The organism is Streptomyces sp. NBC_01298 (assembly GCF_035978755.1).
Lineage (GTDB): Bacteria > Actinomycetota > Actinomycetes > Streptomycetales > Streptomycetaceae > Streptomyces.
In genome coordinates this window covers 3,750,692-3,776,066 of sequence record NZ_CP108414.1, presented here as the reverse complement: position 1 = coordinate 3,776,066, position 25,375 = coordinate 3,750,692, and the positions used below count along the sequence as shown (strand labels likewise).

Sequence of the window (25,375 nt, the reverse complement as noted above, 5' to 3'; positions counted from 1 at the left end):
AAACTCGGAAGGCGATGAGCAGCCTCTTTGACGACAGCTTCCTGGCCGACCTCTCCCCCTCCGAAGAGGTCCCCCCGCCGCCCGAAGACCACGCCGCCCCCGAGGCGGGCGCGGACGATCTCTTCGGGGGCCGGTTCGACGCGCCCATCCACGGGGACGCGTACTACCGGGACGGAGCCCCCAGGCCCGTCATCGACCCGGCGGCCCTCCTGGAGGGGCTGAACGCGGAGCAGCGCGCCGCCGTGGTGCACGCGGGCTCACCGCTGCTCATCGTGGCCGGCGCCGGCTCCGGCAAGACGCGCGTGCTGACGCACCGCATCGGCCACCTGCTGGGCGCGCGCGGGGTCCACCCGGGGCAGATCCTGGCGATCACCTTCACCAACAAGGCCGCCGGTGAGATGAAGGAGCGCGTCGAGGGCCTGGTCGGTCCGCGCGCGAACGCCATGTGGGTCTCCACCTTCCACAGCGCGTGCGTGCGCATCCTGCGCCGCGAGTCCAAGCGGCTGGGTTTCACCTCCTCCTTCTCGATCTACGACGCGGCGGACTCGAAGCGCCTGATGGCGCTGGTCTGCCGCGACCTGGACCTGGACCCGAAGAAGTTCCCGCCGAAGGCCTTCAGCGCCAAGATCTCGAACCTCAAGAACGAGCTCATCGACGCGGACGCCTTCGCCGGGCAGGCCGCGGACGGTTTCGAGAAGACCCTCGCCCAGGCGTACGCCATGTACCAGGGGCGCCTCGGCGAGGCCAACGCGCTCGACTTCGACGACATCATCATGACCACCGTCCACCTGCTCCAGGCCTTCCCGGACGTCGCCGAGCACTACCGGCGCCGCTTCCGGCACGTGCTGGTCGACGAGTACCAGGACACCAACCACGCCCAGTACACGCTCGTGCGCGAGCTGGTCGGCACCGGCTACCCGGACCTGCCGCCCGCCGAGCTGTGCGTGGTGGGTGACGCCGACCAGTCGATCTACGCCTTCCGCGGCGCGACCATCCGCAACATCCTCCAGTTCGAAGAGGACTACGCGGACGCGACCACGATCCTGCTGGAGCAGAACTACCGCTCCACCCAGACGATCCTGTCCGCCGCCAACGCGGTCATCGAGCGCAACGAGAACCGCCGCGCGAAGAACCTGTGGACCGAGGCCGGCAGCGGCGCGGTCATCACCGGCTACGTCGCCGACACCGAGCACGACGAGGCGCAGTTCATCGCCGACGAGATCGACCGGCTGACGGACGCGGGCGACGCGAAGGCCGGCGACGTCGCGATCTTCTACCGGACCAACGCGCAGTCCCGCGTGTTCGAGGAGATCTTCATCCGCGTCGGACTGCCCTACAAGGTCGTCGGCGGCGTCCGGTTCTACGAGCGCAAGGAGGTCCGCGACGTCCTCGCGTACCTGCGCGTCCTGTCGAATCCCGAGGACAACGTCCCGCTCCGCCGGATCCTGAACGTGCCCAAGCGCGGCATCGGCGAGCGCGCCGAGGCGATGATCGACGCGCTCGCGATGCGCGAGAAGATCACCTTCCCGCAGGCGCTGCGCCGGGTCGACGAGGCCTTCGGCATGGCCGCCCGCTCGACCAACGCCGTCAAGCGCTTCAACGTGCTGATGGAGGAGCTCCGCACCATCGTCGACTCGGGCGCCGGCCCCGCGGTGGTCCTGGAAGCGGTCCTGGAGCGTACGGGCTACCTCGCCGAACTCCAGGCCTCGACCGACCCGCAGGACGAGACGCGCATCGAGAACCTCCAGGAGCTCGCCGCCGTGGCGCTCGAATTCGAGCAGGCACGGGTGGCGGCGGCGGCCGAGGCCGCCGAGAACGGCGCCCCGCCGGTGGGCCCGGGCACCCTCGCGGAGTTCCTGGAGCAGGTCGCGCTGGTCGCCGACTCCGACCAGATCCCGGACGAGGACACCGACGGCAACGGGGTCATCACCCTCATGACCCTGCACACCGCCAAGGGCCTCGAGTTCCCGGTGGTCTTCCTGACCGGCATGGAGGACGGGGTCTTCCCGCACATGCGCGCGCTGGGCCAGACCAAGGAACTGGAGGAGGAGCGCCGCCTCGCCTACGTCGGCATCACGCGGGCGCGCGAGCGGCTGTACCTGACGCGGTCGAGCATGCGCAGCGCCTGGGGCACCCCCTCGTACAACCCGCCGTCGCGGTTCCTGGAAGAGATTCCGGCCGAGTACCTGCAGTGGAAGCGGACGGGCGCGGTGCAGAAGCCGGCGGGCCCGATGCGCAGCTCCGGGTACGGATCCTCGGGCTCGGGCTCCGGCGGAGGCGGGTCGAAGGCCACCTTCGGCACCTCGCCGGAGGCCTTCCTGTCCTCGTCGCGTACGAAGTCGGGCCCGTCGGGGTTCGCGACGCGGCGGGCCACCGACAAGCCGGTCATCGCGCTGGTGGTCGGGGACCGGGTCACGCACGACCAGTTCGGGCTGGGCACCGTCATGGAGGTCAGGGGAGCGGGCGCGGACGCGCAGGCCACCATCGACTTCGGGGACGAGAAGCCGAAGCGGCTGCTGCTGAGGTACGCGCCGGTGCAGAAGCTCTAGCGGGCGGCACGGTTCCGTAGCCGACGTGGAAGGGCCCGCCCCTCAGGGGGCGGGCCCTTCCACGTTCCGCGTAGTGGTTCCGCGTCGTGCACTGCCTCAGTTCGGGTTCAGGCCCTTGGCGCGCAGCCATGCCTGCGGGTCGACCGGGGAGCCGCCGCCCGGCCTCACCTCGAAGTGGAGGTGCGGGCCGGTGGAGTTGCCGGAGTTGCCGGAGTACGCGATGACGTCGCCGGCCTTGACCTTGCCGGAGCGGATCTTGGCGCTGCTGAGGTGGCAGTACCAGGTCTCGGTGCCGTCGGCGGCGGTGAGTATCACCATGTTGCCGTAGGCGGAGTTCCACTGGCTGCGCACGGTGCCGTCGGTGGCGGCCATGACCGAAGTCCCGTAGGACACCGGGAAGTCGATGCCGGTGTGCACGGACATCCAGTTGACGCCCGCCTGGCCGAAGCCGGCGCTCAGACCGTGCCGTGCGACGGGGAGCGCGAACTTGGGGCGGGCCGCTTCCTTGGCCGCCGCCTCCTCCGCCTTCCGTTTCTTCTCCTCGTCCTGGCGCAGGCGCAGGTCGATGCGTTCCTGGGTGCGGCTCGCGCGGTCGGCGAAGTCGCCGGCGTCGGCGCTGAGGGCGGTGAGCTGCGTGTCGAGCTTGCTGTTCGCCGCGACCGGCTTGATGGAGGCCGGGTCGGGCGCGGCCAGGGTGGTGGTCTCCTCGGACGGCTTCTCCGTACCGGTGAGCCCGCCCACGGAGGCGGCGGCCACACCCGCGACACCCATCACGCAGGCCGAGGGAACGGCCACGGTCAGCAGCGCGGAACGCTTGGCCGGGGTGCGACGGCGGTTGTTGGCACCGGCCTTGGCGGTACTCGCCTTGCCCGCCTTGGCGACGGGCTTCGAGCCGGGCTTGGAACCGGCGCGGCGCGAGGGGCGCGGACCGTCCGGCGCGGCCGGGGTGACGGGCATGGCCTGGGTGGGGAGATCGTGTACCTGGGCGTCCAGGTCCAGGTCGAGGTCCAGGTCGGGGTCCAGGTCGAGGTTCGCGTCCGTATCCGCGTCCGCGGTCTCGATGTGCGCCTCGGCGCCGACATCGGCGGGGAGGAAGTCGAAGACGGCGGTCTCGGTGTAGGCCGTCTCGCCCTGGGGCGAGGGGGCGGCGGCGTAGGCCTCGTACCCGTAGTCGTAGGCGTACTGCTGCTCATCGGGTTGGGTGTAGGCCTGGGTGTAGGCCTGATCCTGCGCCGGCTCCGGTACTTGCTGCTGCGGCTGTTGCTGCTCGTAGCCGCTGTAGCCGTAGGTCTGCTCGGGGGCCGTGTTCCAGGCGGTGGCGTCGTAGGTGCCGGTCTCGGTGCCGTAGCCGGGGACCGACCAGTGGCCGGTCTGCTCGGCGGAGGTGTCGTAGCCGAAAGCGGTGGACTGATAGTCCAGGGAGACGCCGCCCTGCGTGGGGACGGTCGAGAGGTAGCCGTCGTGGGCGGCGTAGCCGCCATATCCGTCGGCGGACTGCTGTGTGTAGCCGTTCTGGGGGGCGGTCCATGCCGTGGTGTCGTACGAGCCGGTGTCGTAGGAACCGTAGGTGGCGCCGTAGTTGTAGCCCTGACCCTGCGTTTCATAGGGCGTGAACGCTGAATCGCCAGCGAAGGTGGTGGTGGAAAGGCCGTCGTACCCGAAATCGGGGTACTGGCCCGACGAGGGGCGGTCGTTCACCAACTTCTCTTTCGCCTCGGCAGCGGGGGGCCTGGGTGGCCGAGGAATGTGGGGTCCTCGGAGGAGAGCAGTGGCGTGACTGTACCCGGCGGTTACTCGCAACGACAATCTTCGGAGGGATTTGTGCTCGGCGGAACCGGGCATTCGGCCGCCTTTCGGTCGGCTGAAGACCCACCCTTGGCCTTGAGTTCGAAAAACGTTCGACTGGGGGTCGTTATTCGCTCCCGCGGTCGAGGGCGCGGCGGGGCGTTCGGCCGGCCGGGCCGGTCGGTCGGGCCCGCCGGTCGGGTCGGCCGGTCGGGCCCGCCGGTCGGGTCGGCCGGTCGGGTCGGTCGGTAGGCCGGCCGGGCCGGTCAGGCGACGGAGGCGGCGTCGGGGTGGGGGAGGGCGGTCGGCCTGGGCCCGTCGAGTGCGCGCCGGACCGCTGCGATGACGGTGGGGTGCGCGGGCAGGGCGAGATGCCCGATGCCGGTGACCTGCACGTTTTCCACGAGCAGGTCCGGGTGCTCGATTCGGGCCGTGCCGGTCGGGTCCATCAGTTCGTCGAACTCGCTCCAGAACGCCACGTACCGGGTCCGGCCGCCGGGCGCGGGTGCGCGCAGTTCGGCGATCACCGCGGAATCCGGGCGCATCTGCCGGACCAGGGGGTGCGCGTCCATGAAGGGCGCCACGCGGGTGCCGGAATGCGGGGTGCCGAGCGTGACGAGCGTGCGGACGCGCGCGTCGCCGCCGAGGCGCTGGGCGTAGTACCGCCCGACCAGTCCGCCGAGACTGTGCCCCACCAGGTCCACCCGGTCCTGACCCGTGCGCTCGCACAGCTCCTCGACGCGGCGGGCGAGGTGCCGGGCCGTGACGCGCAGGTCGCGGGTGAAGGGGGAGTAGTTGTACGCCTCCACCTGCCGCCGGCCGTCTGCCCCGAGGGCGCGGCGCAGCAGGACGAAGACGGAGCGGTTGTCGGTGAACCCGTGGAGCAGCACCACCGGTGGGCGGTCGTGGGTGGTTGTTGTTGTGGTCGTCGTCGTGGTGGCGGCGGGTCGCTCTGGTAGGACTCCGGTGGGATAGAGCAAAATGTGCCCGCCGAGCACGATCGCTTCCAGTACGCCGGCCCGCAGCGCGGCCCCGGACATGGTCAGCCCCATGGACGACCCCCCGTAGGTCCTGGTGACTCGGGACCGGGGCGTCCGACCGCCCCGTGCCGTGCGGCTGTCGGCGCGGAGCGGTGGTACGCCATCCCACGTGTGATTTCCCCCTCGTGGTTGACCGCGAAACGGGGGTGTGCGCAATGCTGTACTTAACGTTCGTTCACTCGGGAGGCAGTGCGATGGGTGTGACCGGTCCGATCCGTGTGGTGGTGGCCAAGCCGGGCCTCGACGGCCACGACCGAGGCGCCAAGGTGATCGCGCGGGCCCTGCGGGACGCGGGCATGGAGGTCATCTACACCGGCCTCCACCAGACCCCCGAACAGATCGTCGACACGGCGATCCAGGAGGACGCCGACGCGATCGGTCTGTCGATCCTGTCGGGCGCGCACAACACGCTGTTCGCGCGCGTGCTGGAACTCCTCGCGGAGCGCGACGCGGAGGACATCAAGGTGTTCGGCGGCGGGATCATTCCGGAGGCGGACATCGCTCCGCTGAAGGAGAAGGGCGTGGCCGAGATCTTCACTCCGGGGGCGACGACCACGGCCATCGTGGAGTGGGTGCGGGCGCACGTCCGCCAGCCGGTGTAGCTGGGGGTCTGGCGCGGCGCCGTTGCCGGGGACGCTGTCCCCGGGCCCCTGCGCCTCAATCGCCGGCGGGGCTGGGGTTGTGCCGGTGTGGTGCTTGCTGCGGGTGGGGGTCGGTGCCGGGGGGGGGGTGGGGTGTCGGCCTGGACTGCATGATTTAGGCGCCCTGCCCGCTGCTTCGACAGTGATCCCGAGTAGTGCGCCACAAATCACGCTTTACGTCCCGGCCAACACCCCACCCCGCCCCCGTCCCCGCCCCCGCTACGCAGCCCCCGACCCCGGCTGGGGGAAATTGAGTCCCGGCCGGGGTGTCTTCAGTCGGCTGGGGCTAGTTCCGTGTGGAGTGCGGCACGCAGGTGCAGGGTGGCGACCAGGCGCTGGAAGGCTTCCGACCAGTACGCCGCCGCACCCTCCTCCACCGGCTCCGCCGCCAGCACATCGAGCCGCCCGGCCTCCGCCGGATCAAGGCATCGCTCGGCCAGTCCCATCACCCCGCTGAAGCTCCACGGGTAGCCGCCCGCCTCCCGCGCGGAGTCCAGCGCCTCGATCACCGCTCTCCCCAGCGCCCCCGCCCACGGCACCACGCACACCCCGAGCAGTTGGAACGCCTCCGACAGCCCGTGTGTGCGTATGAACTCCGCTACCCAGGCGGCTCGTTCCTCCTCCCCGAGGATCGACAGGAGCTTCGCCCGTTCCGCCAGCGACGCCGTCGCCGGGCCCGCCGCGGGTGGTGCGGAGGCCGAGCTGAGCAGGGCCTGGGACCATGCGGGGTCGCCCTGGCGGACCGCGGCCCGGCACCAGGCCGCGTGGAGTTCCTCCGCCCAGCCCTCGGCCACCGGCAGCGCCACGATTTCCGCCGGGCCGAGCCCCCCGAACCGCTCCCGCCAGCACGACAGCGGCGCCGACTCCACCAGTTGCCCCAGCCACCAGGCCCGCTCCCCGCGACCGGCCGGCGGCCGTTTGACCACGCCGTCGCGCAGCATCCCCGCATCGCACTCGGCCGGCGGCGTCACCCCCTCCGGGCCGACGCAGGCCAGCGCGCGCTCCGCCATCCGGCCGGCCAGCGCCGAGGTCGGCAGCGCGGACAGCAGCTCGGCGGCGGTCGCCCGGACATTGCGGCTGCGGTCGCCGAGCGCCGCCTCCAGGAACGGCTCGTCGCCCGCCGACAGCCCCACCCGCAAGGAGTCGAGGAACATCAGCCGGTCCTCGGCCCGTTCGGTGCTCCACGTGGTCTCCAGCAGCCGCGGTCCGGCGGCCGCCTCGTGGGCCCGTACGAGACCGAGCAGTGCGACCCGCTCCGCGAACAGCCCCTCCTGCCACAACCGTTCCACCGCCACCGCGTCCTCGGCGTCGGGCAGTTCGCCGGCGCCCCCGGACCCCCCGCGCAGCGCGAACCGCCAGTCCGGATTGAGCCGGGCCAGCCACAGCCCACGGGGCCCGGTCAGGGCCAGCGCCTGCGGGCGGAGGTCGCTACGGGCCCGGGCCACGTCCAGCAGCGCGGGCACCAGCGAGGCCGGTGCCCGGTAGCCGTGCTGTCCGGCGGCGGCCAGCCACTGGGGCAGCAGCTCCGTCAGGTCGGGGGCGGCCCCCCGGCGCCCGCTACCGCTGCCCGCTCCGGCCCGGCCCGCCAGCAACTGCGCGAGCCGCCGCCGGGCCGGCTCCGGCGGCTCGGGACGCGGGTCGTGCGGCGCGGGTTCGGGCCGGGGTCCCGCCTCGGCGGGTCTCAGCCCGGCCCGGCGCCGTACGGTCTGCACGGCCGCGGCCGCGAGCAGGGCGCCGGGACTGCCCCGGCGCCGCTCGGTACCCAGCAGCGCCGCGCCCACCAGCTCGTCCCAGCTCCCGTCCGCGTAGGCCGTGTCCGTCGATTCACTGGTCGTGTGCGTCGTCGTGTTCACCGGTTCCCCTCCCTTTTCCTTCGCGTGCCGTGCCCGGCTCCGGTCCCGCCCCCTCCGCGGGACCGGAGCAGCTTGTTTTCCTGTGGCACAGACAGGCAGACGGCCGTGCCTATGGCCTCAACTGGCGTGGTTGTCGTCCATGAAAGCCCCCCGGCTCACTCGTTTCGAATACGTCGGCGCCCCCGCGCCGCCGCCTTCCCCCTGCCGCCCGCTCAGCCCAGTACCACCGGCTCCGAGGAGCCCGGCTGCCAGGCCGTCAGCGGGGTGAATCCGCGGTGTCCGCATTCGCCGAACACCGTCAACGGGCCGCCCCCCGAGAGCGCGGCCAGCTGCCACAGCCCGGTCCCGGTCCGGCTCCCGGCCCCGGTCAGGGGCACGGGCAGGGCGGATGTCCCCTCCGCGTCCGCCAACTGCCATGATTCATTGGGCTGTTGTGGCCCGTCTCGGTCGTCTTGCGCTCCCTCCTGTCGTCCCCCTTGTGGTCCCCCCGGTATCGGCACCACCGGGCCGAGCACCACCGGCCAGGACTCCAGCCAGGGGTCCTCGCGCAGTGCCGCGCCGTACGCCTCCAGTGCCGCGGTCGTGCTCACGCCGGTCGGCGCGGTCCGGCACGGTGCGGCCGGCCCGAACCTCTCCCCGAGATCCGCGCGCAGCCCCGCGGAGCCGGGCCGGAAGCGGGCTTCCGCCTCCAGCACCAAACCGACCGGCAGCGCCAGCCCCGGCGGTCGCCCGGGCGGGCCGAAGTCCAGGACCAGAGCCGGCCGCCCGCTCGCCAGCCCGCGCAGCCATATCCGGCGGGTGGTGAGACGGCCGTCCGGTGACGCCGTGTCGTACTGGGCCAGCACCAGCCAGTGGTCCCGTACGGCCTCGCCTTCCGTCCGGGGCTGCAGTCCCAGGCGGCTGCGGACCGTCGCGGCCAGCGGCTCCGGCAATCCGGAAACGCCGAGCCAGGCCCGGTCCAGCAGGTGCAGCAGCGCGGCCTCCTCCAGCATCCGGGCGGGCCAGCCGGTGACGCAACTGGGTATCGTCCCCAACTCCCGCACCCGCGTCGCCAGTCCGGGTGCCTGGGCGTCGACCATCCGGGCGGCGGTCTCCTCCCAGGCCGCGTATCCCGCCCGCTCCTGACCGGCGAGGCCGCCGCGCACCAGGTCGGCGAGCCGCTGCTCCAGCTCGGTGACGCCCGCGCCGATCCGGGCTGCCCGCCGCTCGGCCCGCTTGCGGGCCCCTTCGGCGTCGGCCGGAGCGGCCCGGTCCGAGCGGTCGGCGGCGGGGCGCGCGGCCTTCGCCGCCCGCTCCGCGAGCCACTCGTCGGCCCAGTCCGGAGCCTCGGTGGAGGTTCCGGTCGAGGTGCCGGCCGCGTCGTCGAGCCCCTCCGCGGCCCAGAGCAGCAGCAGGCCCAGTGCGTGCTTGCACGGGAACTTCCGGCTCGGGCAAGAGCACTTGTACGCCGGGCCGGACAGGTCGGCGACCGTCCGGTACGGCTTGCTGCCGCTGCCCTTGCACAACCCCCACACCGCGCCGGAAGCGGAACCTCCGGTTTGTGACCACGGCCCCGCGCCGCCGAGTCTGGCCCCCGCCTTGCGTGAGGCATCGTCAGGAGCCAGAGCCAGTACCTGTTCCGCCGTCCAGCGGACCCCCTGCTCAGTCATGTGTTCCACCGTAGAGACCCCCACTGACAATCGCTCTGACCTGCAACGACGCCTCTTCTCAGGGGCGTTGTCAGTGGTCGGGTGCATCGTGGTTCCAGCAGTCGTCGAGCGGCTGCGGAGCATTGGAGGGGGACCATGGCCACGACCGGGAACGAGACCACCGCAGAGGCGCTGCGACCGCACGCCGAAGACGCCTTCGCACACGAACTGAAAGCCCTGGAGGCCGCCGACGACCGGCCCCGCCCGGCCCGCTGGAAACTCTCCCCGTGGGCCGTGGCGACGTACCTGCAGGGCGGCACGCTCGAAGACGGCACCGTCATCACGCCCAAGTACGTCGGCCCGCGCCGGATCGTCGAAGTCGCCGTCAGCACCCTCGCCACCGACCGCGCGCTGCTGCTCCTCGGAGTGCCCGGCACCGCCAAGACCTGGGTGTCCGAGCACCTTGCCGCGGCCGTCAGCGGAGACTCCACCCTCCTCGTCCAGGGCACCGCCGGCACCCCGGAGGAGGCCATCCGCTACGGCTGGAACTACGCCCGCCTCCTCGCCCACGGCCCGAGCCGCGAAGCACTCGTACCGAGCCCGGTCATGCGGGCCATGGCCGAGGGCATGACCGCCCGCGTCGAGGAGCTCACCCGGATCCCCGCCGACGTCCAGGACACCCTCATCACCGTCCTGTCCGAGAAGACGCTCCCGATACCGGAGCTTGGCCAGGAGGTGCAGGCCGTGCGCGGCTTCAACCTCATCGCCACCGCCAACGACCGAGACCGCGGGGTCAACGAGCTCTCCAGCGCGCTGCGCCGGCGCTTCAACACCGTCGTCCTGCCGCTGCCCGCCACCGCCGACGCCGAGGTCGACATCGTCGCCCGCCGCGTCGACCAGATGGGCCGCGCCCTCGACCTGCCCGCCGCCCCGGAAGGGCTGGAGGAGATCCGGCGCGTGGTCACCGTCTTCCGCGAGCTGCGCGGCGGAGTCACCGTCGACGGGCGCACGAAGGTCAAGTCGCCCAGCGGCACCCTGTCCACCGCCGAGGCCATCTCCGTGGTCACGGGCGGCCTGGCCCTGGCGGCCCACTTCGGGGACGGCGTCCTGCGTCCCTCCGACGTGGCCGCGGGGATCCTCGGGGCCGTCGTCCGGGACCCGGCCGCCGACCAGGTCGTCTGGCAGGAGTACCTGGAGGCCGTGGTCCGCGAGCGCGACGGCTGGAAGGACTTCTACCGGGCCTGCCGGGAGGTGACGGCGTGAGTGGGGGGACGGCGGGTCCGCTGTTGCTGGGCGTACGGCACCACGGACCCGGCTCGGCCCGTGCCGTGCGGGCCGCCCTGGACGCGGCCCGGCCCGCGGCGGTGCTGATCGAGGGCCCGCCGGAGGGGGACGCCCTGCTCCCGCTGGCCGCGGACCCGGGGATGCGGCCGCCCGTCGCGCTCCTCGCCCACGCGGCCGACGATCCCGGCCGGGCCGCGTTCTGGCCGCTGGCCGACTTCTCCCCGGAGTGGGCCGCCATCCGGTGGGCGCAGGAGCGGGAGGTGCCGGTCCGGTTCATCGACCTCCCGGCCGCGCACTCCCTGGCCGTACCGGAGGACGGGGAGACAGTCGAGGGCGGGGGAGCGGGAGGGGACCCGGACGGGGAGGGGCCCGGAGAGGGGTACGGGGCGGCGCCCGGGTCCGTACGGCTGGACCCGCTGGGCGTGCTGGCGGAGACCGCCGGGTACGAGGACCCCGAGCGGTGGTGGGAGGACGTGGTCGAGCACCGCGGCGGGGCCGGGCCGGCGGCCGACCCGCTGGGCGTGTTCGAGGCTCTGGGGGAGGCCATGGGCGCCCTGCGCGAGGAGTACGGGGCGGGCGGCCACCACCGGGACCTGGTGCGCGAGGCGTACATGCGGCAGCGGATGCGGGCCGCGCGCCGGGAGTTCGGCGAGGACTACGCCGTGGTCTGCGGGGCCTGGCACGTCCCGGCCCTGCGGGCGAAGACCACCGCGGCCGCGGACAAGGCCCTCCTCACCGGGCTGCCCAGGGTCAAGGTGGAGACCACCTGGGTGCCCTGGACCCACCGGCGCCTCGCCCGGGCCGGGGGGTACGGCGCGGGCATCACCTCGCCCGGCTGGTACGCACACCTCTTCGCGGCCCGGGACCGGCCCGTCGAGCGCTGGCTGACCAAGGTCGCGGGCCTGCTCCGCGAGGAGGACCGGCACGTGTCCCCGGCCCACGTCATCGAGGCGGTCCGGCTCGCCGACACCCTCGCCGCCATGCGGGGCCGGCCGGTGCCGGGGCTCACGGAGACCCTGGAAGCGGTCCGGTCCGTGATGTGCGACGGCTCCGACATACCGCTCGCGCTGATCGAGGACCGGCTCGTCGTCGGCGACGTGCTCGGCGAAGTCCCCGACACGGCGCCCGTCGTACCGCTCCAGCGCGACCTGACCCGACAGCAGCGCTCGCTGCGGATCAAGCCCGAGGCGCAGGACCGGGAGCTGGAGCTCGACCTGCGCAAGGACACCGACGCGGCCAAGTCCCTGCTGCTGCACCGGCTGCGGCTGCTCGGCATCGACTGGGGCGTCCCGACGGCCTCCCGGGGGAGCACCGGCACCTTCCGCGAGACCTGGCGCCTGCGCTGGGAACCGGAGCTCGCGGTACGGGTCGCCGAAGCCGGCATCTGGGGGACCACCGTCCTCGGGGCGGCCACCGCCAGGGCCGAGGCCGACGCGGCGGGCGCCGGGGAGCTGGGCGAGGTCACCGCCCTGGCGGAGCGGTGCCTGCTGGCCGGGCTCTCCGGGGCGCTGCCCGCCGTCCTGCGGGCCCTCGCCGACCGGGCCGCGCTGGACACCGATGTGGCGGGACTGGCCAAGGCCCTGCCCGCGCTGGCGCGCTCGCTGCGCTATGGGGACGTACGGGGCACCGACGCGGCGGCGCTGGGGACGGTGGCGGCCGGGCTCGCGGAGCGGATATGCGTGGCCCTGCCGCCGGCCTGCGCGGCGGGGCTGGACGCCGACGCGGCGCAGGAGCTGCGCGGGCACGTGGACGGCGTGCACGGCGCGATCGGGCTGCTGGAGGCGGTCGACGCGGACGGGCTGCGGGAGCGCTGGGCGGCGGTGCTGCGGACGCTGGCCGGGCGGGACACCGTTCCGGGGCTGATACGCGGGCGGGCGGCGCGGCTGCTGCTCGACGACGGGCGGCTGCCGCCGGAGGAGACCGCGCGGCTGATGGGGCTCTCGCTGTCCCCGGCGTGCGCGCCGGCCGACGCGGCGGGCTGGATCGAGGGGTTCGCGGGCGGGGGCTCGGGCGGCGGCACGCTGCTCGTGCACGACGAGCGGCTGCTGGGGCTGATCGACGGCTGGCTGGTGTCGGTGCCGGAGCGGGCGTTCGTCGATGTGCTGCCGTTGCTGCGGAGGACCTTCGGCGGGTACGAGGCGGGGGTGCGGCGGAGTCTGGGGGAGCTGGTGCGGCGGGGGCCGGGCGGGGGCCCGGCCGGGGCGAGGGCCGGGGCGGCGCCGGCCGGCTTCGGTTCCGAGCTGGACCCGGTCCGGGCGGACGCGGTGGTGGACCTGGTCCACCTGTTGCTGGCGGGTCCGGGGGGCTGACCGCCCTGGCGGGGCGGGGCCGCAGTGGCCGGGGCCGGACCGCAGTGGCCGGGGCCGGGCGCCGCAGCGGTCCGGGCCGGCCCGGACCCGGCGGGGCGGCTGCGGTGGGCCGGTGCGCGGGGCGGAGTCCCCTACCCGCCCTTCCGCCGTTCCCCGGGGCTCCGCCCCGGACCCTTCCCCAGCTACCGCTGGGAGGTGCCCCCTGCCGGGTGCGGTGCCGTTCCCGGGGGCCAGCCCCCGGGAACCCGCTCCTCAAACGCCGGAGGGGCTGGATCTTCGCCGGCGTTGAGGACCGGGGTCCGGGCAGCGCCCGGCTGGGGGTCCCCCGGACGGAGTCTGGCGAATGGCGGAAGGGCGGGTAGGGGAACCCCGCCCCGCGCAGCGGTATCGGTCGGGGGATGGCCCGTGCCGGTCGGCGCAGGTTGATGGGTGTGACGAGAGTGAGGGGCGGGACCGATGGAGATGGCTGGTGCAGACGTGAGTGGCGGCGGCGCGGAGCGGTTGCGGCGGTGGCGGATGGTGCTCGGTGGGGGAGAGGGGGACGGGACCGGGTGTGCGCTGAGCGGGGCGGATGCCGGGATGGATGCCGCGCTCGGGGCGCTCTACGGGGCTGAGGGCGGCGGCCGCAAGCGGGCGGGGGAGCGGTCGGCCGGGCTCGGGGGGTCCGCGCCCCGGGTGGCGCGCTGGCTCGGGGACATCCGGACCTACTTCCCCACCTCCGTGGTCCAGGTCATGCAGCGGGACGCGATCCAGCGGCTCGGCCTGTCCGCGCTGCTGCTCGAGCCCGAGATGCTGGAGGCGGTGGAGCCGGACGTACACCTCGTCGGCACCCTGCTCTCCCTCAACAAGGCCATGCCCGAGACCACCCGGGAGACCGCCCGCGCCGTCGTCCGCAAGGTGGTGGAGCAGCTGGAGAAGCGGCTCGCCAGCCGGACACGGGCGACCCTGACGGGCGCGCTCGACCGGTCCGCGCGGATCAGCCGGCCGCGGCACGCGGACATCGACTGGGACCGGACCATCCGGGCGAACCTGAAGAACTACCTGCCCGAGCACCGGACCGTCGTTCCCGAGCGGCTCGTCGGGTACGGCCGCGCCGCGCGGGCGGTGAAGAAGGAGGTCGTGCTGTGCATCGACCAGTCGGGTTCGATGGCGGCGTCCGTCGTCTACGCCTCCGTCTTCGGGGCGGTGCTGGCCTCGATGCGGTCGATCGCGACCCGGCTGGTCGTCTTCGACACGGCGGTGGTCGATCTGACCGACCAGCTCGACGATCCCGTCGACGTGCTCTTCGGTACCCAGCTGGGCGGCGGCACCGACATCAACCGCGCGCTCGCCTACTGCCAGTCGAAGATCACCCGCCCCGCCGACACCGTCGTCGTCCTCATCAGTGATCTCTATGAGGGGGGCATCCGCGACGAGATGCTGAAGCGGGTCGCGGCGATGAAGGCGGCGGGGGTGGAGTTCGTGACGCTGCTCGCGCTGTCCGACGAGGGCGCGCCCGCCTACGACCGGGACCACGCCGCCGCCCTCGCCGCGCTCGGCGCCCCGGCCTTCGCCTGCACTCCCGACCTGTTCCCGGAGGTGATGGCCGCGGCGCTGGAGAAGCGGCCCCTGCCCGTCCCGTGACGCCCGCCGACCGCCTTCGTACCGCCCGCCGACCGCCTTCGTACCGCCCGCCGGCCGCTCTCGTACCGCCCTCGTACCGCCCGTGCGGGGGTCCGTAGGGGGCGCCCCGTCGTGGCGGATCATCGGCGGATCGCACGAAGACGCAGTTCAACCGTGAGGCGATCTGTGACAGGTATCACCGCTCAGGTGTGATCTGCGATTTAGGGACCTACGTCCCACGGGGATAACCTGCGGGACGGACATGCCGCGTCCACGGTCACCGTGTGCGCCTTCCTTGTGACAGCGCCGTCACGTTGCCCTCCGCGGCACGCCCACGCAGATAGCAGACAACCGCGAATCACTGCGAATCTTTAAAAAAGACAAGGGACGGACGCGCGTGGACCTGTTCGAGTACCAGGCGAGGGACCTCTTCGCCAAGCACGGTGTACCGGTGCTGGCCGGTGAAGTCATCGACACGCCTGAGGCAGCCCGCGAGGCCACCGAGCGCATGGGTGGCAAGTCGGTCGTCAAGGCTCAGGTGAAGGTCGGCGGCCGAGGCAAGGCCGGCGGCGTGAAGCTCGCCGCCACCCCGGACGAGGCCGTCGCCCGTGCGACGGACATCCTCGGGATGGACATCAAGGGCCACACGGTCCACAAGGTGATGATCGCCGAGACCGCTCCGGAGATCCTGGAGGAGTACTACGTCTCGTACCTCCTCGACCGCACCAACCGCACCTTCCTGGCCATGGCCTCGGTCGCGGGCGGCATGGACATCGAGCAGGTCGCCGAGGAGACCCCGGAGAAGCTCGCCAAGGTCCCGGTGAACGCCAACGAGGGCGTGACCATCGAGAAGGCCCGCGAGATCGTCGCGCTGGCGCAGTTCCCGGCCGAGGTCGCCGAGAAGGTCGCCGAGGTCCTCGTGACCCTGTGGGCGACCTTCATCGCCGAGGACGCGCTCCTCGTCGAGGTCAACCCGCTCGCGAAGGTCGCCAACGGCGACGTCATCGCGCTCGACGGCAAGGTCTCGCTCGACGAGAACGCCGAGTTCCGCCAGCCGGGCCACGAGGAGTTCGTGGACCACGCTGCCGCGAACCCGCTCGAGGCCGCCGCCAAGGCGAAGAACCTCAACTACGTGAAGCTCGACGGCGAGGTCGGCATCATCGGCAACGGCGCGGGTCTCGTCATGAGCACCCTCGACGTCGTCGCCTACGCCGGCGAGGCGTACAAGTCGGTGAATGGCGGCGGCGTCAAGCCCGCCAACTTCCTGGACATCGGCGGTGGCGCCTCCGCCGCCGTCATGGCCAACGGTCTCGAGATCATCCTCGGCGACCCGGACGTCAAGTCCGTGTTCGTCAACGTCTTCGGTGGCATCACCGCGTGTGACGAGGTCGCCAACGGCATCGTCCAGGCGCTGGCCCTGCTGGAGGAGAAGGGCGAGGCGGTCACCAAGCCGCTCGTCGTCCGTCTCGACGGCAACAACGCCGAGCTGGGTCGCAAGATCCTCTCGGACGCCAACCACCCGCTGGTTCAGCGCGTGGACACCATGGACGGCGCGGCCGACAAGGCCGCCGAGCTCGCGGCTGCGAAGTAAGGGCAGAGGTCACAGACTCACATGGCTATCTTCCTCAACAAGGACAGCAAGGTCATCGTCCAGGGCATGACCGGTGCCACGGGCATGAAGCACACCAAGCTGATGCTGGCTGACGGCACCAACATCGTCGGCGGCGTGAACCCGCGCAAGGCCGGCACGACCGTCGACTTCGACGGCACCGAGGTCCCGGTCTTCGGCTCCGTCGCCGAGGCGATGGAGAAGACGGGCGCCAACGTCTCCGTCCTCTTCGTCCCGCCGGCGTTCGCCAAGTCCGCCGTGGTCGAGGCGATCGACGCCGAGATCCCGCTGGCCGTCGTCATCACCGAGGGCATCGCGGTGCACGACTCCGCCGCCTTCTGGTCGTACGCCTCCAGCAAGGGCAACAAGACGCGGATCATCGGCCCGAACTGCCCGGGTCTGATCACCCCCGGCCAGTCCAACGCCGGCATCATCCCGGGCGACATCACCAAGCCCGGCCGCATCGGTCTCGTGTCCAAGTCGGGCACGCTGACCTACCAGATGATGTACGAGCTCCGTGACATCGGCTTCTCCTCCGCCGTCGGCATCGGTGGCGACCCGGTCATCGGCACCACGCACATCGACGCCCTGGAGGCGTTCGAGGCGGACCCCGACACCGACCTGATCGTCATGATCGGCGAGATCGGCGGCGACGCCGAGGAGCGTGCGGCGGACTTCATCGCGAAGAACGTCACCAAGCCGGTCGTCGGCTACGTCGCGGGCTTCACCGCCCCCGAGGGCAAGACCATGGGTCACGCCGGTGCGATCGTCTCCGGCTCTTCTGGCACCGCACAGGCCAAGAAGGAAGCCCTGGAGGCCGCGGGCGTGAAGGTCGGCAAGACGCCGACCGAGACCGCGAAGCTGGCGCGCGAGATCCTGAACGCCGCGCAGAAGTAGGAGCGGCAGCACCAGCCGCCTTCGGCGGTACGTGCAGACGGGCGTGGCCCGCACCCTGTGAGGGGTGCGGGCCACGCCCGTTTCCGTACGCGAGGTACGCGAGGTACGCGAGTGACGTCTGCCGCGCCGCTATTCGAGGCTCGGCGAGATCCGGGAGGGTCCGGCCGACGGATCGGACAGCAGCTTGTCGTGGAGCTGGCGGCCCTCGTCCGTGAGCTGCTGCGGGCCGCTGTGCGGGGGCACGCCCGACACGCTCGCGCCGGGGGCGCGCGGAGGTTCGTACTCCGTTGGAGCGGTCACCCAGGTGTAGGCCGTCGCCGCGGCGATGACCGCGGACACCCCGACCACCGCACGCGTCCACAGCCGGGTCCGGTGCTCGCCGGACAGCCGTACGACGGCCGCCGCGCGCGGCTCCAGCCGCCCGGGCGGCCTCAGCGTACCGAGCCGCTCGCGCAGCACCGCGGACTGCTTCGCGGGCGCTACGCCGTCCAGCTCGGGGAGCACGTCGGCGAGGTCGGCGTGCGCGTTGACGAGCCGGCTGCCCGCGGTCGGCGTGGACGCCTCGGTCTCGGCGGCGGTGTCGGGGAGGTCGAGCCCGACGCCGTCGTAGAGCAGCACGGTGCGGCGGTGGGCCGGGGGCAGCTCGAGCATCGCGTCCAGGAGGACGCGGTCCGCGGGGTCGGCCGGGGGCTCGTCCGGGTGCCGGTGGGACCGGCGGAAGCGGTGCCAGGGGGAGAGCGCGTACTCGTACGTGGCCGCGCGCACCCACCCCACCGGATCGGGATCGGTGGCGACCTCGGGCCAGCGGTCCCAGGCCAGCTGGAAGGCGCGCTCCACGGCTTCGCAGGCGAGGGCGTGGCGGCCGGTGAGGAGGTAGGCCTGGCGGGCCAGGGCGGGGGCGGTGCGGCCGTAGAGGGCGTCGAAGGCGGAGGTGGGCGTGGCCTCGGGGGCCTCGGGGGCCTCGGCAGGGTCGGCGCCGGCCGCCGCGGCCGGGGGACCCGCCTTGGCGGCGCCTTCCCCGGGTGCCGCCGGTGGGGTGTCCTTGCCGACCGACGCGGGGTCGGGCGCGGAGCGATGCCCGGGGTCGGGCACGGAGCGATGCCCGGAGCCGGACGCGGAGCCAGGCGGGGAATCCAGCGCGGAGTCAGGCCCGGAGTCGGGCACGGAGCCAGACGCAGAGTCAGGCGGGGAATCCAGCACGGAACCAGACGTGGAGTCAGGCCCGGAGGCCCGTGCAGAGGTCTTCCCCGCGGCCGGCGCGGGGGAGGAGCCCGGGTCGGAGCCTCCTCCGGAGCCCGGCCCGGTGGCCCGCTCGGAGTCCGGTCCGGTGGCCGCACCGGAGTCCGGTCCGGTGGTCCCAGTGGAGCCGGGTCCAGTGGCCGCCGCGGAGCCGGGGCTGGTGGTCTTCGTGCGGGTGGTGGTTTCGGAGCCCGGTGCGGTGGCCCGCTGGGAGTCCGGTCCGGTGGCCGCACCGGAGGCGGGTCCGGTGGTCCCAGTGGAGCCGGGTCCAGTGGCCGCCGCGGAGCCGGGGCTGGTGGTCTTCGTGCGGGCGGCGGCTTCCGAGCCCGGCCCGGAGGCCCGCTCGGAGTCCGGTCCAGTGGCCGTACCGGCGCCGGGACCGGTGGTCGCAGCGGAGCCGGGGTCGGTGGTGTTCGTGCGGGTGGCGGCTTCGGGGCCCGGTGCGGCGGGGTTCCGCCTGCCCGGCCCGGCGGCCTTTCCCGAGCGGGGCTCGGAGTTCGGTCCGGTGGCTGAGTCGGTGTCAGGGGGTGTGCCCGTAGGGGTGTTCGTTGCCGTGCTCGGGAGGGCGGGGCCGCCGGGGCGGAGGGTCGAACGGCCGCCTCCGCCATGGCTACCGCCCGTAGCGGCTCCCGCCCTGACCGGGGACTTGGCCTCGTGCCGGGGCATCCCGACGGGGGGCTTCGAGGCACGCTTGACCGCGGCCTTGGGCCGGGTCTGCGCGCCGACGGGCCGGGTGAGCCCGCGCATCATGCGCAGCCCGAACCGTCCCTCGGGGGCCTCTGCGGCAGCCGCCGAGTCCGCGTCCGCGTCCGCGTCTGTGTCCGTGTCCGCATCTGAATCCGCGTCGGATTCCGTTTCCGGGCCCGAGCCCGCGTCGGCGAGAGCGGCGCCGGTAGGCGCGCCGGCGCGCTCGGCGGCGCTGCCGAGCGTGCTGCCCGGGGTGGCGCCCGGATCTGACGCCACGTCCGTGTCCGTTCCGTCGGGGCCGGTTGTGGTGGAGTCACCGGCGGTGGACCCGGCGGTGGACCCGGTGGCCGAAGCCCCTGGAGTCCCGGCGGGGTTCGCGCCGCTCTGCGGCGTGGCCGTGCCGTTGGCCCAGGCGGGCCGCGGCGTCGGCCGGTTGGGCGTACCGGCGGCGGTCGCCGCCGTCCCGGTGCTGTCCGCCCGGCTCCGCGTGCGGTCGGTGGCGGAGCCCGTCTCCGGAGCGTCGGCCTGGTCCGGGCGCGCTTCGGAGGCAGTCCCCCGGTCCGAGCCCCGGTCCGAATTCCGGTCAGGCCCCCGACCTGGGCTCCGGTCAGTCCCCCGGTCCGAGCTCCGGTCCGAGTCGTGGTCCGAGCCCTGGTCCGAGCCCCGGTCAGGCCCCTGGCCTGGGCTCCGGCCTGAGTTCCGGTCAGTCCCCCGGTCCGAGCTCCGGTCCGAGCCCTGGTCCGAGCCCCGGTCAGGCCCCTGGCCTGGGCTCCGGCCCGAGGCGCGGTCCGGTCCCCGGTCAGGCCTCCGGCCTGACCCTCCGTCCGCGCCCCCGTCCGACCCGTCCCGGGACGACGAGCCCTCGCCTCGGGCCGTGGGGCCCGCGGGGGCGGGGGTTCGGGACGCTTCGGCCGCCAGGCGGGTCAGGAGCTTGGAGTAGGCCTCCAGCTTCCGGCCCCGGGGGTGGGTGCGGCCGGTCTCCCAGGAGCGGACCGTGTTCGAGGTGACGCCCACCGCCGCCGCGACCTCTTCGTGCGTCAGGTCGGCCGCTTCGCGCAGGCGTCGGCGTTCCTTCGGGGTGGGGAGGCCCAGCTCCGTGACGCTTTGTGTCATGCCAGACTCCCCGCGACCCGGACGCCCTGACCGAAAAAGTACATAAACGTATATTGAGCGACACCACGGTCATTCGCCTGTTACCCGCCCATAGCGCGTGTCGTTGGCACCATGGCGGGGTGACCCAAGTGACCGAACGCGGGACCTCGTTGCCCACGCCCCCACGGGCCCCCGTACGGCGCCGTTCACCGGCGGCCGCCGCGTGTGTCGTGGGTGGCGCCGTCGCCGCGGTGTTGGGGCTCGGCTTCCTCGCCGTGCTCGTCATCGTGCTGTGGATCAGCTCCCCCTACCCCGACAGCGGCCCCGGCGGCGCCCTGCACCTCGCCGCGGGCCTCTGGCTGCTCGCCCACGGGACCGACCTCGTCCGCTACGAGACCCTCTCCGGGGTGCCCGCCCCCGTCGGCCTGACCCCGTTGCTCCTGGTGGCCCTGCCCGCGCTGCTCATCCGGCGCGCCGCCCGGCTGGGCAGCGCCGCGCAGGAGGACCGGGGCGCGGAGCCGCTGCCCGCGGCCGTGGTGTTCTCCGCGGTGCTCTGCGGCTACCTCGGGGTCGGCGCCCTCGCCGTCGTGTACGCCGCCGCCGGGCCGATGCCCGCCGACCCCCTCAGCGCGGCCTGGCACCTCCCGGTCGTCGCGGCCCTGGCCGCCGCGGGCGGGGTCTGGGAGTCCCGGGGGAGGCCGCTCGGCCGGCTGGCCGGTCCGCTGCCCGGCCGGCTCACCCGGCCCCGCTACGCCCTGGCGCTACGGGCCGGCGCCGGCGGGGTGCTGGTGCTCCTCGGCGGCGGAGCCCTGCTGGTCAGTGCATCGCTGGCCTGGCACGGGGCGGAGGTGCAGGGCTCCTTCGCGGCGCTGACCGGGGTCTGGTCGGGCCGCTTCGCGGTGCTGCTCCTCGCCCTCGCGCTGATCCCGAACGCCGTCGTCTGGGGTGCCTCCTACTCCCTCGGCCCCGGCTTCGCGCTGGGCACCGCGGCCACCGCGACCCCGCTCGGCTTCGGCGGCTCGCCCGCGCTGCCGGGCTTCCCGCTGCTCGCGGCGCTGCCCGCGGCGGGTCCCGGCACGCCGCTGACCTGGGCCGTCGGCGCGGTGCCGGTGGTGGCCGGGCTGGCGGTGGGCTGGTTCGCGGTACGCCGGGCGCGCGAGGTCTCGTACGGGGAGACCGCGCTCACGGCGGCGCTGGGCGCGCTGGTGTGCGCCCTGCTGACGACCGCCCTCGCCGCGGCTTCGGCCGGGCCGCTCGGAGCCCGGGAGCTGGCCGTGTTCGGCCCCGTGTGGTGGCAGACGGGCGGGGCGGCCCTGGGCTGGACCCTGCTCCTCGCGGTCCCGCTGGCCGTCACCGTGCACGCCTGGCGCAACCGGCCCGCGAGGGGCCTGGCCGGGGAGGGCTCCGGGGACGGCTGGCACGACAGCGGCGTCCGCGAGGTCCGCTGGGCGGCCCTGCGCCGTGCGGCGGGGACCCTGATCCCGGACTTCTCCGGTACGCCGTCGGAGGGTGACGGGCCGCACCCGGCCCGGTCTTCGAAAGAGGGGCCGAAAGAGGGGCCGGAACAAGGGCGGGAACAGGGGCCGGAGTCAGGAGTCCGGCCGGCGCCCGCACCGCCGAAGCGCCCCGTGCTGGTCATGCCCGGCCTCAAACTGGACCTGACCCCGATCCCGCTCCCCGCGCTGCCCGCGGAGCCGCCGCCGGAGACGGCGGTCGCGCCCGCGACCGAAGCACTCGTAGCGGCGGCCGGAGCACTCGTAGCGGCGGCCGGAGCGCCCCTTGCGGCGCCCCCGGCCCCGCTCCTGCCGCCGGTGACCGGAGTCCGCGTCCTGACCCGCCGGAAGCCGCCGGAGGGAACGGACGCGGGACCGGAAACGGACCCCGGACAGGCCCGGCGGGATCCGGGAGAGGCGACCTACTAGCGCTGGACCTCGAGCATCTTGCCGATGAAGTTGTCCGGCAGCAGGTCGTTGCACTGCAGCTCGGCCGCCTTGGTGAGGGCGTCCTGCTTGCAGACGTAGAAGTCCTTGTACGTGAGCTGCACCGCGTACGAGGACAGGGCCAGCAGGATCGCCAGCGAAGCGGTCACCAGGCCGCTCGTCGCCGCCGTCCGCTGGGGCCGGGCGGCGGCGCCCATCGCCGCCAGTCCGCCCCGGGCCGCTCCGGGCGCCGCATCGGCAGCGGCGTCCGTGTCCGTGGCCGCGCCCCGGCCCGTACCCGTACCGATGTCCGCCGCCGAGGCGCGCGGGCCGGTCGAGCCCGAGGCGCCCTGTGCCCCGTCCTCTGAGGGCTTCGCCTTCGCCGGGACCCCGCGCAGCGCGCTGATGCCCCAGTACAGGGCGAGCGCGCCCAGCAGCAGCCCCATCGACGGGATGCCGAAGACCCCGAAGAAGAAGCCCCACATGCCGGCCAGCAGCGCGTACCGCGCCCGCCGCTGGATCGGGTCCGTGGGGTCCCAGCGCGCCGGTCCCGACCCTGGGTCCGCGCCCGGTCCCGACCCGGGGTTCTGCCGGTCGCGGCCGTCACCGCCGGCGCGCGGCTCCCAGAGCTGGTCGGGCCGCCCTTCCGGGGGCGCCGCGAAGGGGTTGTCGTCGGTGGAACGGTCGGGCTGGGGGCGGTCCGGCATCGGGTGTGTTTCATCCCCTGTGTCGTGGACGCCCGCTGGGACGTCCGAGGCCTGTTTACGGCGTGTACGCCAGACGCTACCGCCCGCCCGTCCCCCCGTCCCTCGGGGGCCGTCCGGTGTGCCGGTATCGTTGCAGGCGGTCGGTGGCTTCGTAGGGTCCCCCGTATATCGGGGACCCCGAGTTTCATGCGATCGCACAAGACGAACGACGCGCCCCCGGTTCACGCCGGGAGGCGCCCCCGCTCGACGAGAAAGGGCCTCCCATGGCCGCCTCCCGCCTGGTCGTGCTGGTCTCCGGATCCGGCACCAACCTCCAGGCCCTGCTCGACGCCATCGACGCCCACCCCGGCGGATCCGAGGGCTTCGGCGCCGAAGTCGTCGCCGTGGGAGCCGACCGCGAGAACATCGCCGGCCTGGAGCGTGCCGAGAAGGCCGGGATCCCCACCTTCGTGTGCCCGGTCAAGGCGTACGCGACCCGCGCGGAGTGGGACGCGGCGCTGACGGAGGCCACGGACGCGCACGCGCCGGACCTCGTGGTCTCGGCGGGGTTCATGAAGATCGTCGGGCCGGAGTTCATCGGCCGCTTCGGCGGCCGGTTCGTCAACACCCACCCCGCACTCCTCCCGGCCTTCCCGGGCGCCCACGGCGTTCGGGACGCCCTCGCCTACGGCGCGAAGGTCACCGGCTGCACCGTCCACTTCGTGGACGCGGGCGTGGACACCGGTCCGATCATCGCCCAGGGTGTGGTCGAGGTTCGGGACGAAGAGGACGAAGCCGCTCTCCATGAGCGGATCAAGGAAGTCGAGCGCGAGCTGCTCGTCGACGTCGTGGGGCGCCTGGCCCGGCACGGCTACCGCATCGAGGGACGAAAGGTAACAATCCAGTGACCGCCGCAGAGGCCGCAGGGACCGTAGAGACCGTGACCGCAGAGGGCGAGGACCTCGCCGCGTCGAAGCGCCCGATCCGGCGCGCGCTCATCAGCGTGTACGACAAGACGGGCCTGGAAGAGCTGGCCCGCGGTCTGCACGAGGCGGGTGTCGCCCTCGTCTCGACCGGCTCCACCGCCTCGAAGATCGCCGCCGCCGGGGTGCCCGTCACCAAGGTCGAGGAGCTGACCGGCTTCCCCGAGTGCCTCGACGGCCGGGTCAAGACCCTGCACCCGCGCGTGCACGCCGGCATCCTCGCCGACCTGCGCCTGGAGGACCACCGCAACCAGCTCGCCGAGCTGGGCGTCGAGCCCTTCGACCTGGTGATCGTCAACCTCTACCCCTTCCTCGCGACCGTCCGGTCGGGCGCGACCGAGGACGAGTGCGTGGAGCAGATCGACATCGGCGGCCCCTCGATGGTCCGCGCCGCCGCCAAGAACCACCCGTCGGTGGCCGTGGTCACCAGCCCGGCGCGCTACGACGCGGTCATCGCCGCGGCCCAGGGCGGCGGCTTCGACCTCACCGCCCGCAAGCGGCTCGCGGCCGAGGCCTTCCAGCACACCGCCGCGTACGACGTCGCCGTGGCCTCCTGGTTCACGAACGCGTACGCCCCGGAGCCGGAAGCCGTACTGCCCGAGTTCCTGGCCGGCGCCTGGGAGCGCAAGTCCACCCTGCGCTACGGCGAGAACCCGCACCAGGCGGCCGCGCTGTACACGGACGGGCAGCCGGGCGGGCTCGCCAACGCCGAGCAGCTGCACGGCAAGGAGATGTCCTACAACAACTACGTGGACACCGACGCGGCCCGCCGCGCCGCCTACGACCACGAAGAGCCCTGCGTCGCGATCATCAAGCACGCCAACCCGTGCGGCATCGCGGTGGGCAAGGACGTCGCCGAGGCCCACCGCAAGGCGCACGCCTGCGACACTGCCTCCGCCTTCGGCGGGGTCATCGCCGTCAACCGCCCGGTGAGCGTCGAGCTCGCCGAGCAGGTCGCGGAGATCTTCACCGAGGTCATCGTCGCCCCCGACTTCGAGCCGGGCGCCGTCGAGGTCCTCGCGAAGAAGAAGAACATCCGCGTCCTGAAGGTGGCGGGCACCCCGCACCAGCCGGCCGAGCTCAAGCCGATCTCCGGCGGCGTGCTGCTCCAGCAGAGCGACCTCGTCCAGGCCGAGGGCGACGACCCGGCGAACTGGACGCTCGCCACCGGCGACGCCCTCTCCGCCGACGAGCTCGCCGACCTCGCCTTCGCGTGGAAGGCCTGCCGCGCCGTCAAGTCCAACGCGATCCTGCTCGCCAAGGACGGCGCCTCGGTCGGCGTCGGCATGGGCCAGGTCAACCGCGTCGACTCCGCGAAGCTGGCCGTCGAGCGGGCGGGCGCCGAGCGCGCGCAGGGCTCGTACGCCGCCTCCGACGCCTTCTTCCCCTTCGCGGACGGCCTGGAGATCCTGACGGCCGCCGGCATCAAGGCCGTGGTCCAGCCGGGCGGTTCGATGCGCGACGAGCTGGTGATCGAGGCCGCGAAGGCGGCGGGCGTGACGATGTACCTCACCGGGACCCGTCACTTCTTCCACTGACCCGGACGGCTGACGTACACGGCGAAGGCCGCGA

General features: G+C 73.6%; 16 protein-coding genes and 1 pseudogene. 10 read left to right on the top strand and 7 right to left on the bottom strand.

The window, feature by feature from the left end:
- Positions 1 to 14 precede the first annotated feature (14 nt).
- Positions 15 to 2,549, top strand: a complete 2,535-nt coding sequence (gene pcrA, locus OG730_RS16865) for a DNA helicase PcrA (protein WP_327305030.1) — start codon at positions 15 to 17, stop codon at positions 2,547 to 2,549.
- Positions 2,550 to 2,645: 96 nt separating this feature from the next.
- On the opposite strand, the gene OG730_RS16860 is transcribed toward pcrA, so the two are convergent.
- Both OG730_RS16860 and OG730_RS16855 read right to left on the bottom strand, forming a co-directional pair.
- Positions 2,646 to 4,391: a M23 family metallopeptidase gene (locus OG730_RS16860; protein WP_327305029.1), complete on the bottom strand. Its 1,746-nt coding sequence runs from the start codon at positions 4,389 to 4,391 to the stop codon at positions 2,646 to 2,648.
- 209 nt (positions 4,392 to 4,600) lie between these two features.
- Positions 4,601 to 5,386, bottom strand: a complete 786-nt coding sequence (locus tag OG730_RS16855; RefSeq protein ID WP_327305028.1) for an esterase/lipase family protein — start codon at positions 5,384 to 5,386, stop codon at positions 4,601 to 4,603.
- A gap of 182 nt (positions 5,387 to 5,568) precedes the next feature.
- Here OG730_RS16855 and OG730_RS16850 point away from each other — a divergent pair, with 182 nt between their 5' ends.
- Positions 5,569 to 5,976: a coenzyme B12-dependent isobutyryl CoA mutase small subunit gene (locus tag OG730_RS16850; protein WP_327305027.1), complete on the top strand. Its 408-nt coding sequence runs from the start codon at positions 5,569 to 5,571 to the stop codon at positions 5,974 to 5,976.
- 311 nt (positions 5,977 to 6,287) lie between these two features.
- Here OG730_RS16850 and OG730_RS16845 read toward each other — a convergent pair whose 3' ends face one another.
- Together OG730_RS16845 and OG730_RS16840 are read right to left on the bottom strand one after the other, a co-directional pair.
- Positions 6,288 to 7,868: a DUF5691 domain-containing protein gene (locus OG730_RS16845; protein ID WP_327305026.1), complete on the bottom strand. Its 1,581-nt coding sequence runs from the start codon at positions 7,866 to 7,868 to the stop codon at positions 6,288 to 6,290.
- 212 nt (positions 7,869 to 8,080) lie between these two features.
- Positions 8,081 to 9,517 carry an SWIM zinc finger family protein gene (locus OG730_RS16840; protein ID WP_327305025.1) on the bottom strand — a complete coding sequence of 479 codons (1,437 nt, stop codon included), beginning with the start codon at positions 9,515 to 9,517 and terminating at the stop codon, positions 8,081 to 8,083.
- Between the two features lie 135 nt (positions 9,518 to 9,652).
- On the opposite strand from OG730_RS16840, the gene OG730_RS16835 reads away from it, so the two are divergent.
- From OG730_RS16835 to sucD, 5 genes are all read left to right on the top strand, one after another.
- Complete coding sequence (locus tag OG730_RS16835) at positions 9,653 to 10,759, top strand: ATP-binding protein (protein ID WP_327305024.1); 1,107 nt, start codon at positions 9,653 to 9,655, stop codon at positions 10,757 to 10,759.
- Positions 10,756 to 13,089, top strand: a complete 2,334-nt coding sequence (locus tag OG730_RS16830) for a DUF5682 family protein (protein WP_327305023.1) — start codon at positions 10,756 to 10,758, stop codon at positions 13,087 to 13,089. The genes OG730_RS16835 and OG730_RS16830 overlap by 4 nt, the downstream gene beginning before the upstream one ends.
- A gap of 462 nt (positions 13,090 to 13,551) precedes the next feature.
- Complete coding sequence (locus tag OG730_RS16825; RefSeq protein WP_327305022.1) at positions 13,552 to 14,712, top strand: VWA domain-containing protein; 1,161 nt, start codon at positions 13,552 to 13,554, stop codon at positions 14,710 to 14,712.
- 376 nt (positions 14,713 to 15,088) lie between these two features.
- Entirely contained in the window at positions 15,089 to 16,282 is a 1,194-nt protein-coding gene (gene sucC / locus OG730_RS16820; protein ID WP_327305021.1) for an ADP-forming succinate--CoA ligase subunit beta, read from the top strand.
- Between the two features lie 21 nt (positions 16,283 to 16,303).
- Complete coding sequence (sucD, locus tag OG730_RS16815; RefSeq protein ID WP_327305020.1) at positions 16,304 to 17,197, top strand: succinate--CoA ligase subunit alpha; 894 nt, start codon at positions 16,304 to 16,306, stop codon at positions 17,195 to 17,197.
- A 129-nt stretch (positions 17,198 to 17,326) separates the two neighbouring features.
- On the opposite strand, the gene OG730_RS16810 is transcribed toward sucD, so the two are convergent.
- Both OG730_RS16810 and OG730_RS44320 read right to left on the bottom strand, forming a co-directional pair.
- Positions 17,327 to 19,399 carry a hypothetical protein gene (locus OG730_RS16810; protein WP_327309629.1) on the bottom strand — a complete coding sequence of 691 codons (2,073 nt, stop codon included), beginning with the start codon at positions 19,397 to 19,399 and terminating at the stop codon, positions 17,327 to 17,329.
- Positions 19,400 to 20,107: 708 nt separating this feature from the next.
- Positions 20,108 to 20,236 (bottom strand): annotated as a pseudogene (locus OG730_RS44320) (DNA-directed RNA polymerase sigma-70 factor); the annotation flags it as partial.
- Between the two features lie 119 nt (positions 20,237 to 20,355).
- Here OG730_RS44320 and OG730_RS16800 point away from each other — a divergent pair.
- Positions 20,356 to 22,137 carry a cell division protein PerM gene (locus OG730_RS16800; RefSeq protein ID WP_327305019.1) on the top strand — a complete coding sequence of 594 codons (1,782 nt, stop codon included), beginning with the start codon at positions 20,356 to 20,358 and terminating at the stop codon, positions 22,135 to 22,137.
- On the opposite strand, the gene OG730_RS16795 is transcribed toward OG730_RS16800, so the two are convergent.
- Positions 22,134 to 22,841, bottom strand: a complete 708-nt coding sequence (locus tag OG730_RS16795; protein ID WP_327305018.1) for a hypothetical protein — start codon at positions 22,839 to 22,841, stop codon at positions 22,134 to 22,136. The two genes, OG730_RS16800 and OG730_RS16795, sit on opposite strands and share 4 nt — an antisense overlap.
- Before the next feature lie 263 nt (positions 22,842 to 23,104).
- On the opposite strand from OG730_RS16795, the gene purN reads away from it, so the two are divergent.
- Together purN and purH are read left to right on the top strand one after the other, a co-directional pair.
- Positions 23,105 to 23,728 (top strand): phosphoribosylglycinamide formyltransferase, encoded by a 624-nt coding sequence (gene purN / locus OG730_RS16790; protein ID WP_327305017.1) that lies wholly within the window; start codon positions 23,105 to 23,107, stop codon positions 23,726 to 23,728.
- A gap of 32 nt (positions 23,729 to 23,760) precedes the next feature.
- Entirely contained in the window at positions 23,761 to 25,341 is a 1,581-nt protein-coding gene (purH, locus tag OG730_RS16785; protein WP_327305016.1) for a bifunctional phosphoribosylaminoimidazolecarboxamide formyltransferase/IMP cyclohydrolase, read from the top strand.
- Positions 25,342 to 25,375 lie beyond the last annotated feature (34 nt).

What these genes read in the sequence shown, in the direction of transcription:
- OG730_RS16855 (WP_327305028.1), bottom strand. Translation starts at nt 5,386, where the DNA reads ATGGGGCTGACCATGTCCGGGGCCGCGCTGCGGGCCGGCGTACTGGAA.
- OG730_RS16795 (WP_327305018.1), bottom strand. Translation starts at nt 22,841, where the DNA reads ATGCCGGACCGCCCCCAGCCCGACCGTTCCACCGACGACAACCCCTTC.
- OG730_RS16840 (WP_327305025.1), bottom strand. Translation starts at nt 9,517, where the DNA reads ATGACTGAGCAGGGGGTCCGCTGGACGGCGGAACAGGTACTGGCTCTG.
- OG730_RS16825 (WP_327305022.1), top strand. Translation starts at nt 13,552, where the DNA reads ATGGCTGGTGCAGACGTGAGTGGCGGCGGCGCGGAGCGGTTGCGGCGG.
- sucD (WP_327305020.1), top strand. Translation starts at nt 16,304, where the DNA reads ATGGCTATCTTCCTCAACAAGGACAGCAAGGTCATCGTCCAGGGCATG.
- pcrA (WP_327305030.1), top strand. Translation starts at nt 15, where the DNA reads ATGAGCAGCCTCTTTGACGACAGCTTCCTGGCCGACCTCTCCCCCTCC.
- OG730_RS16860 (WP_327305029.1), bottom strand. Translation starts at nt 4,391, where the DNA reads ATGCCCGGTTCCGCCGAGCACAAATCCCTCCGAAGATTGTCGTTGCGA.
- purN (WP_327305017.1), top strand. Translation starts at nt 23,105, where the DNA reads ATGGCCGCCTCCCGCCTGGTCGTGCTGGTCTCCGGATCCGGCACCAAC.
- OG730_RS16850 (WP_327305027.1), top strand. Translation starts at nt 5,569, where the DNA reads ATGGGTGTGACCGGTCCGATCCGTGTGGTGGTGGCCAAGCCGGGCCTC.
- OG730_RS16835 (WP_327305024.1), top strand. Translation starts at nt 9,653, where the DNA reads ATGGCCACGACCGGGAACGAGACCACCGCAGAGGCGCTGCGACCGCAC.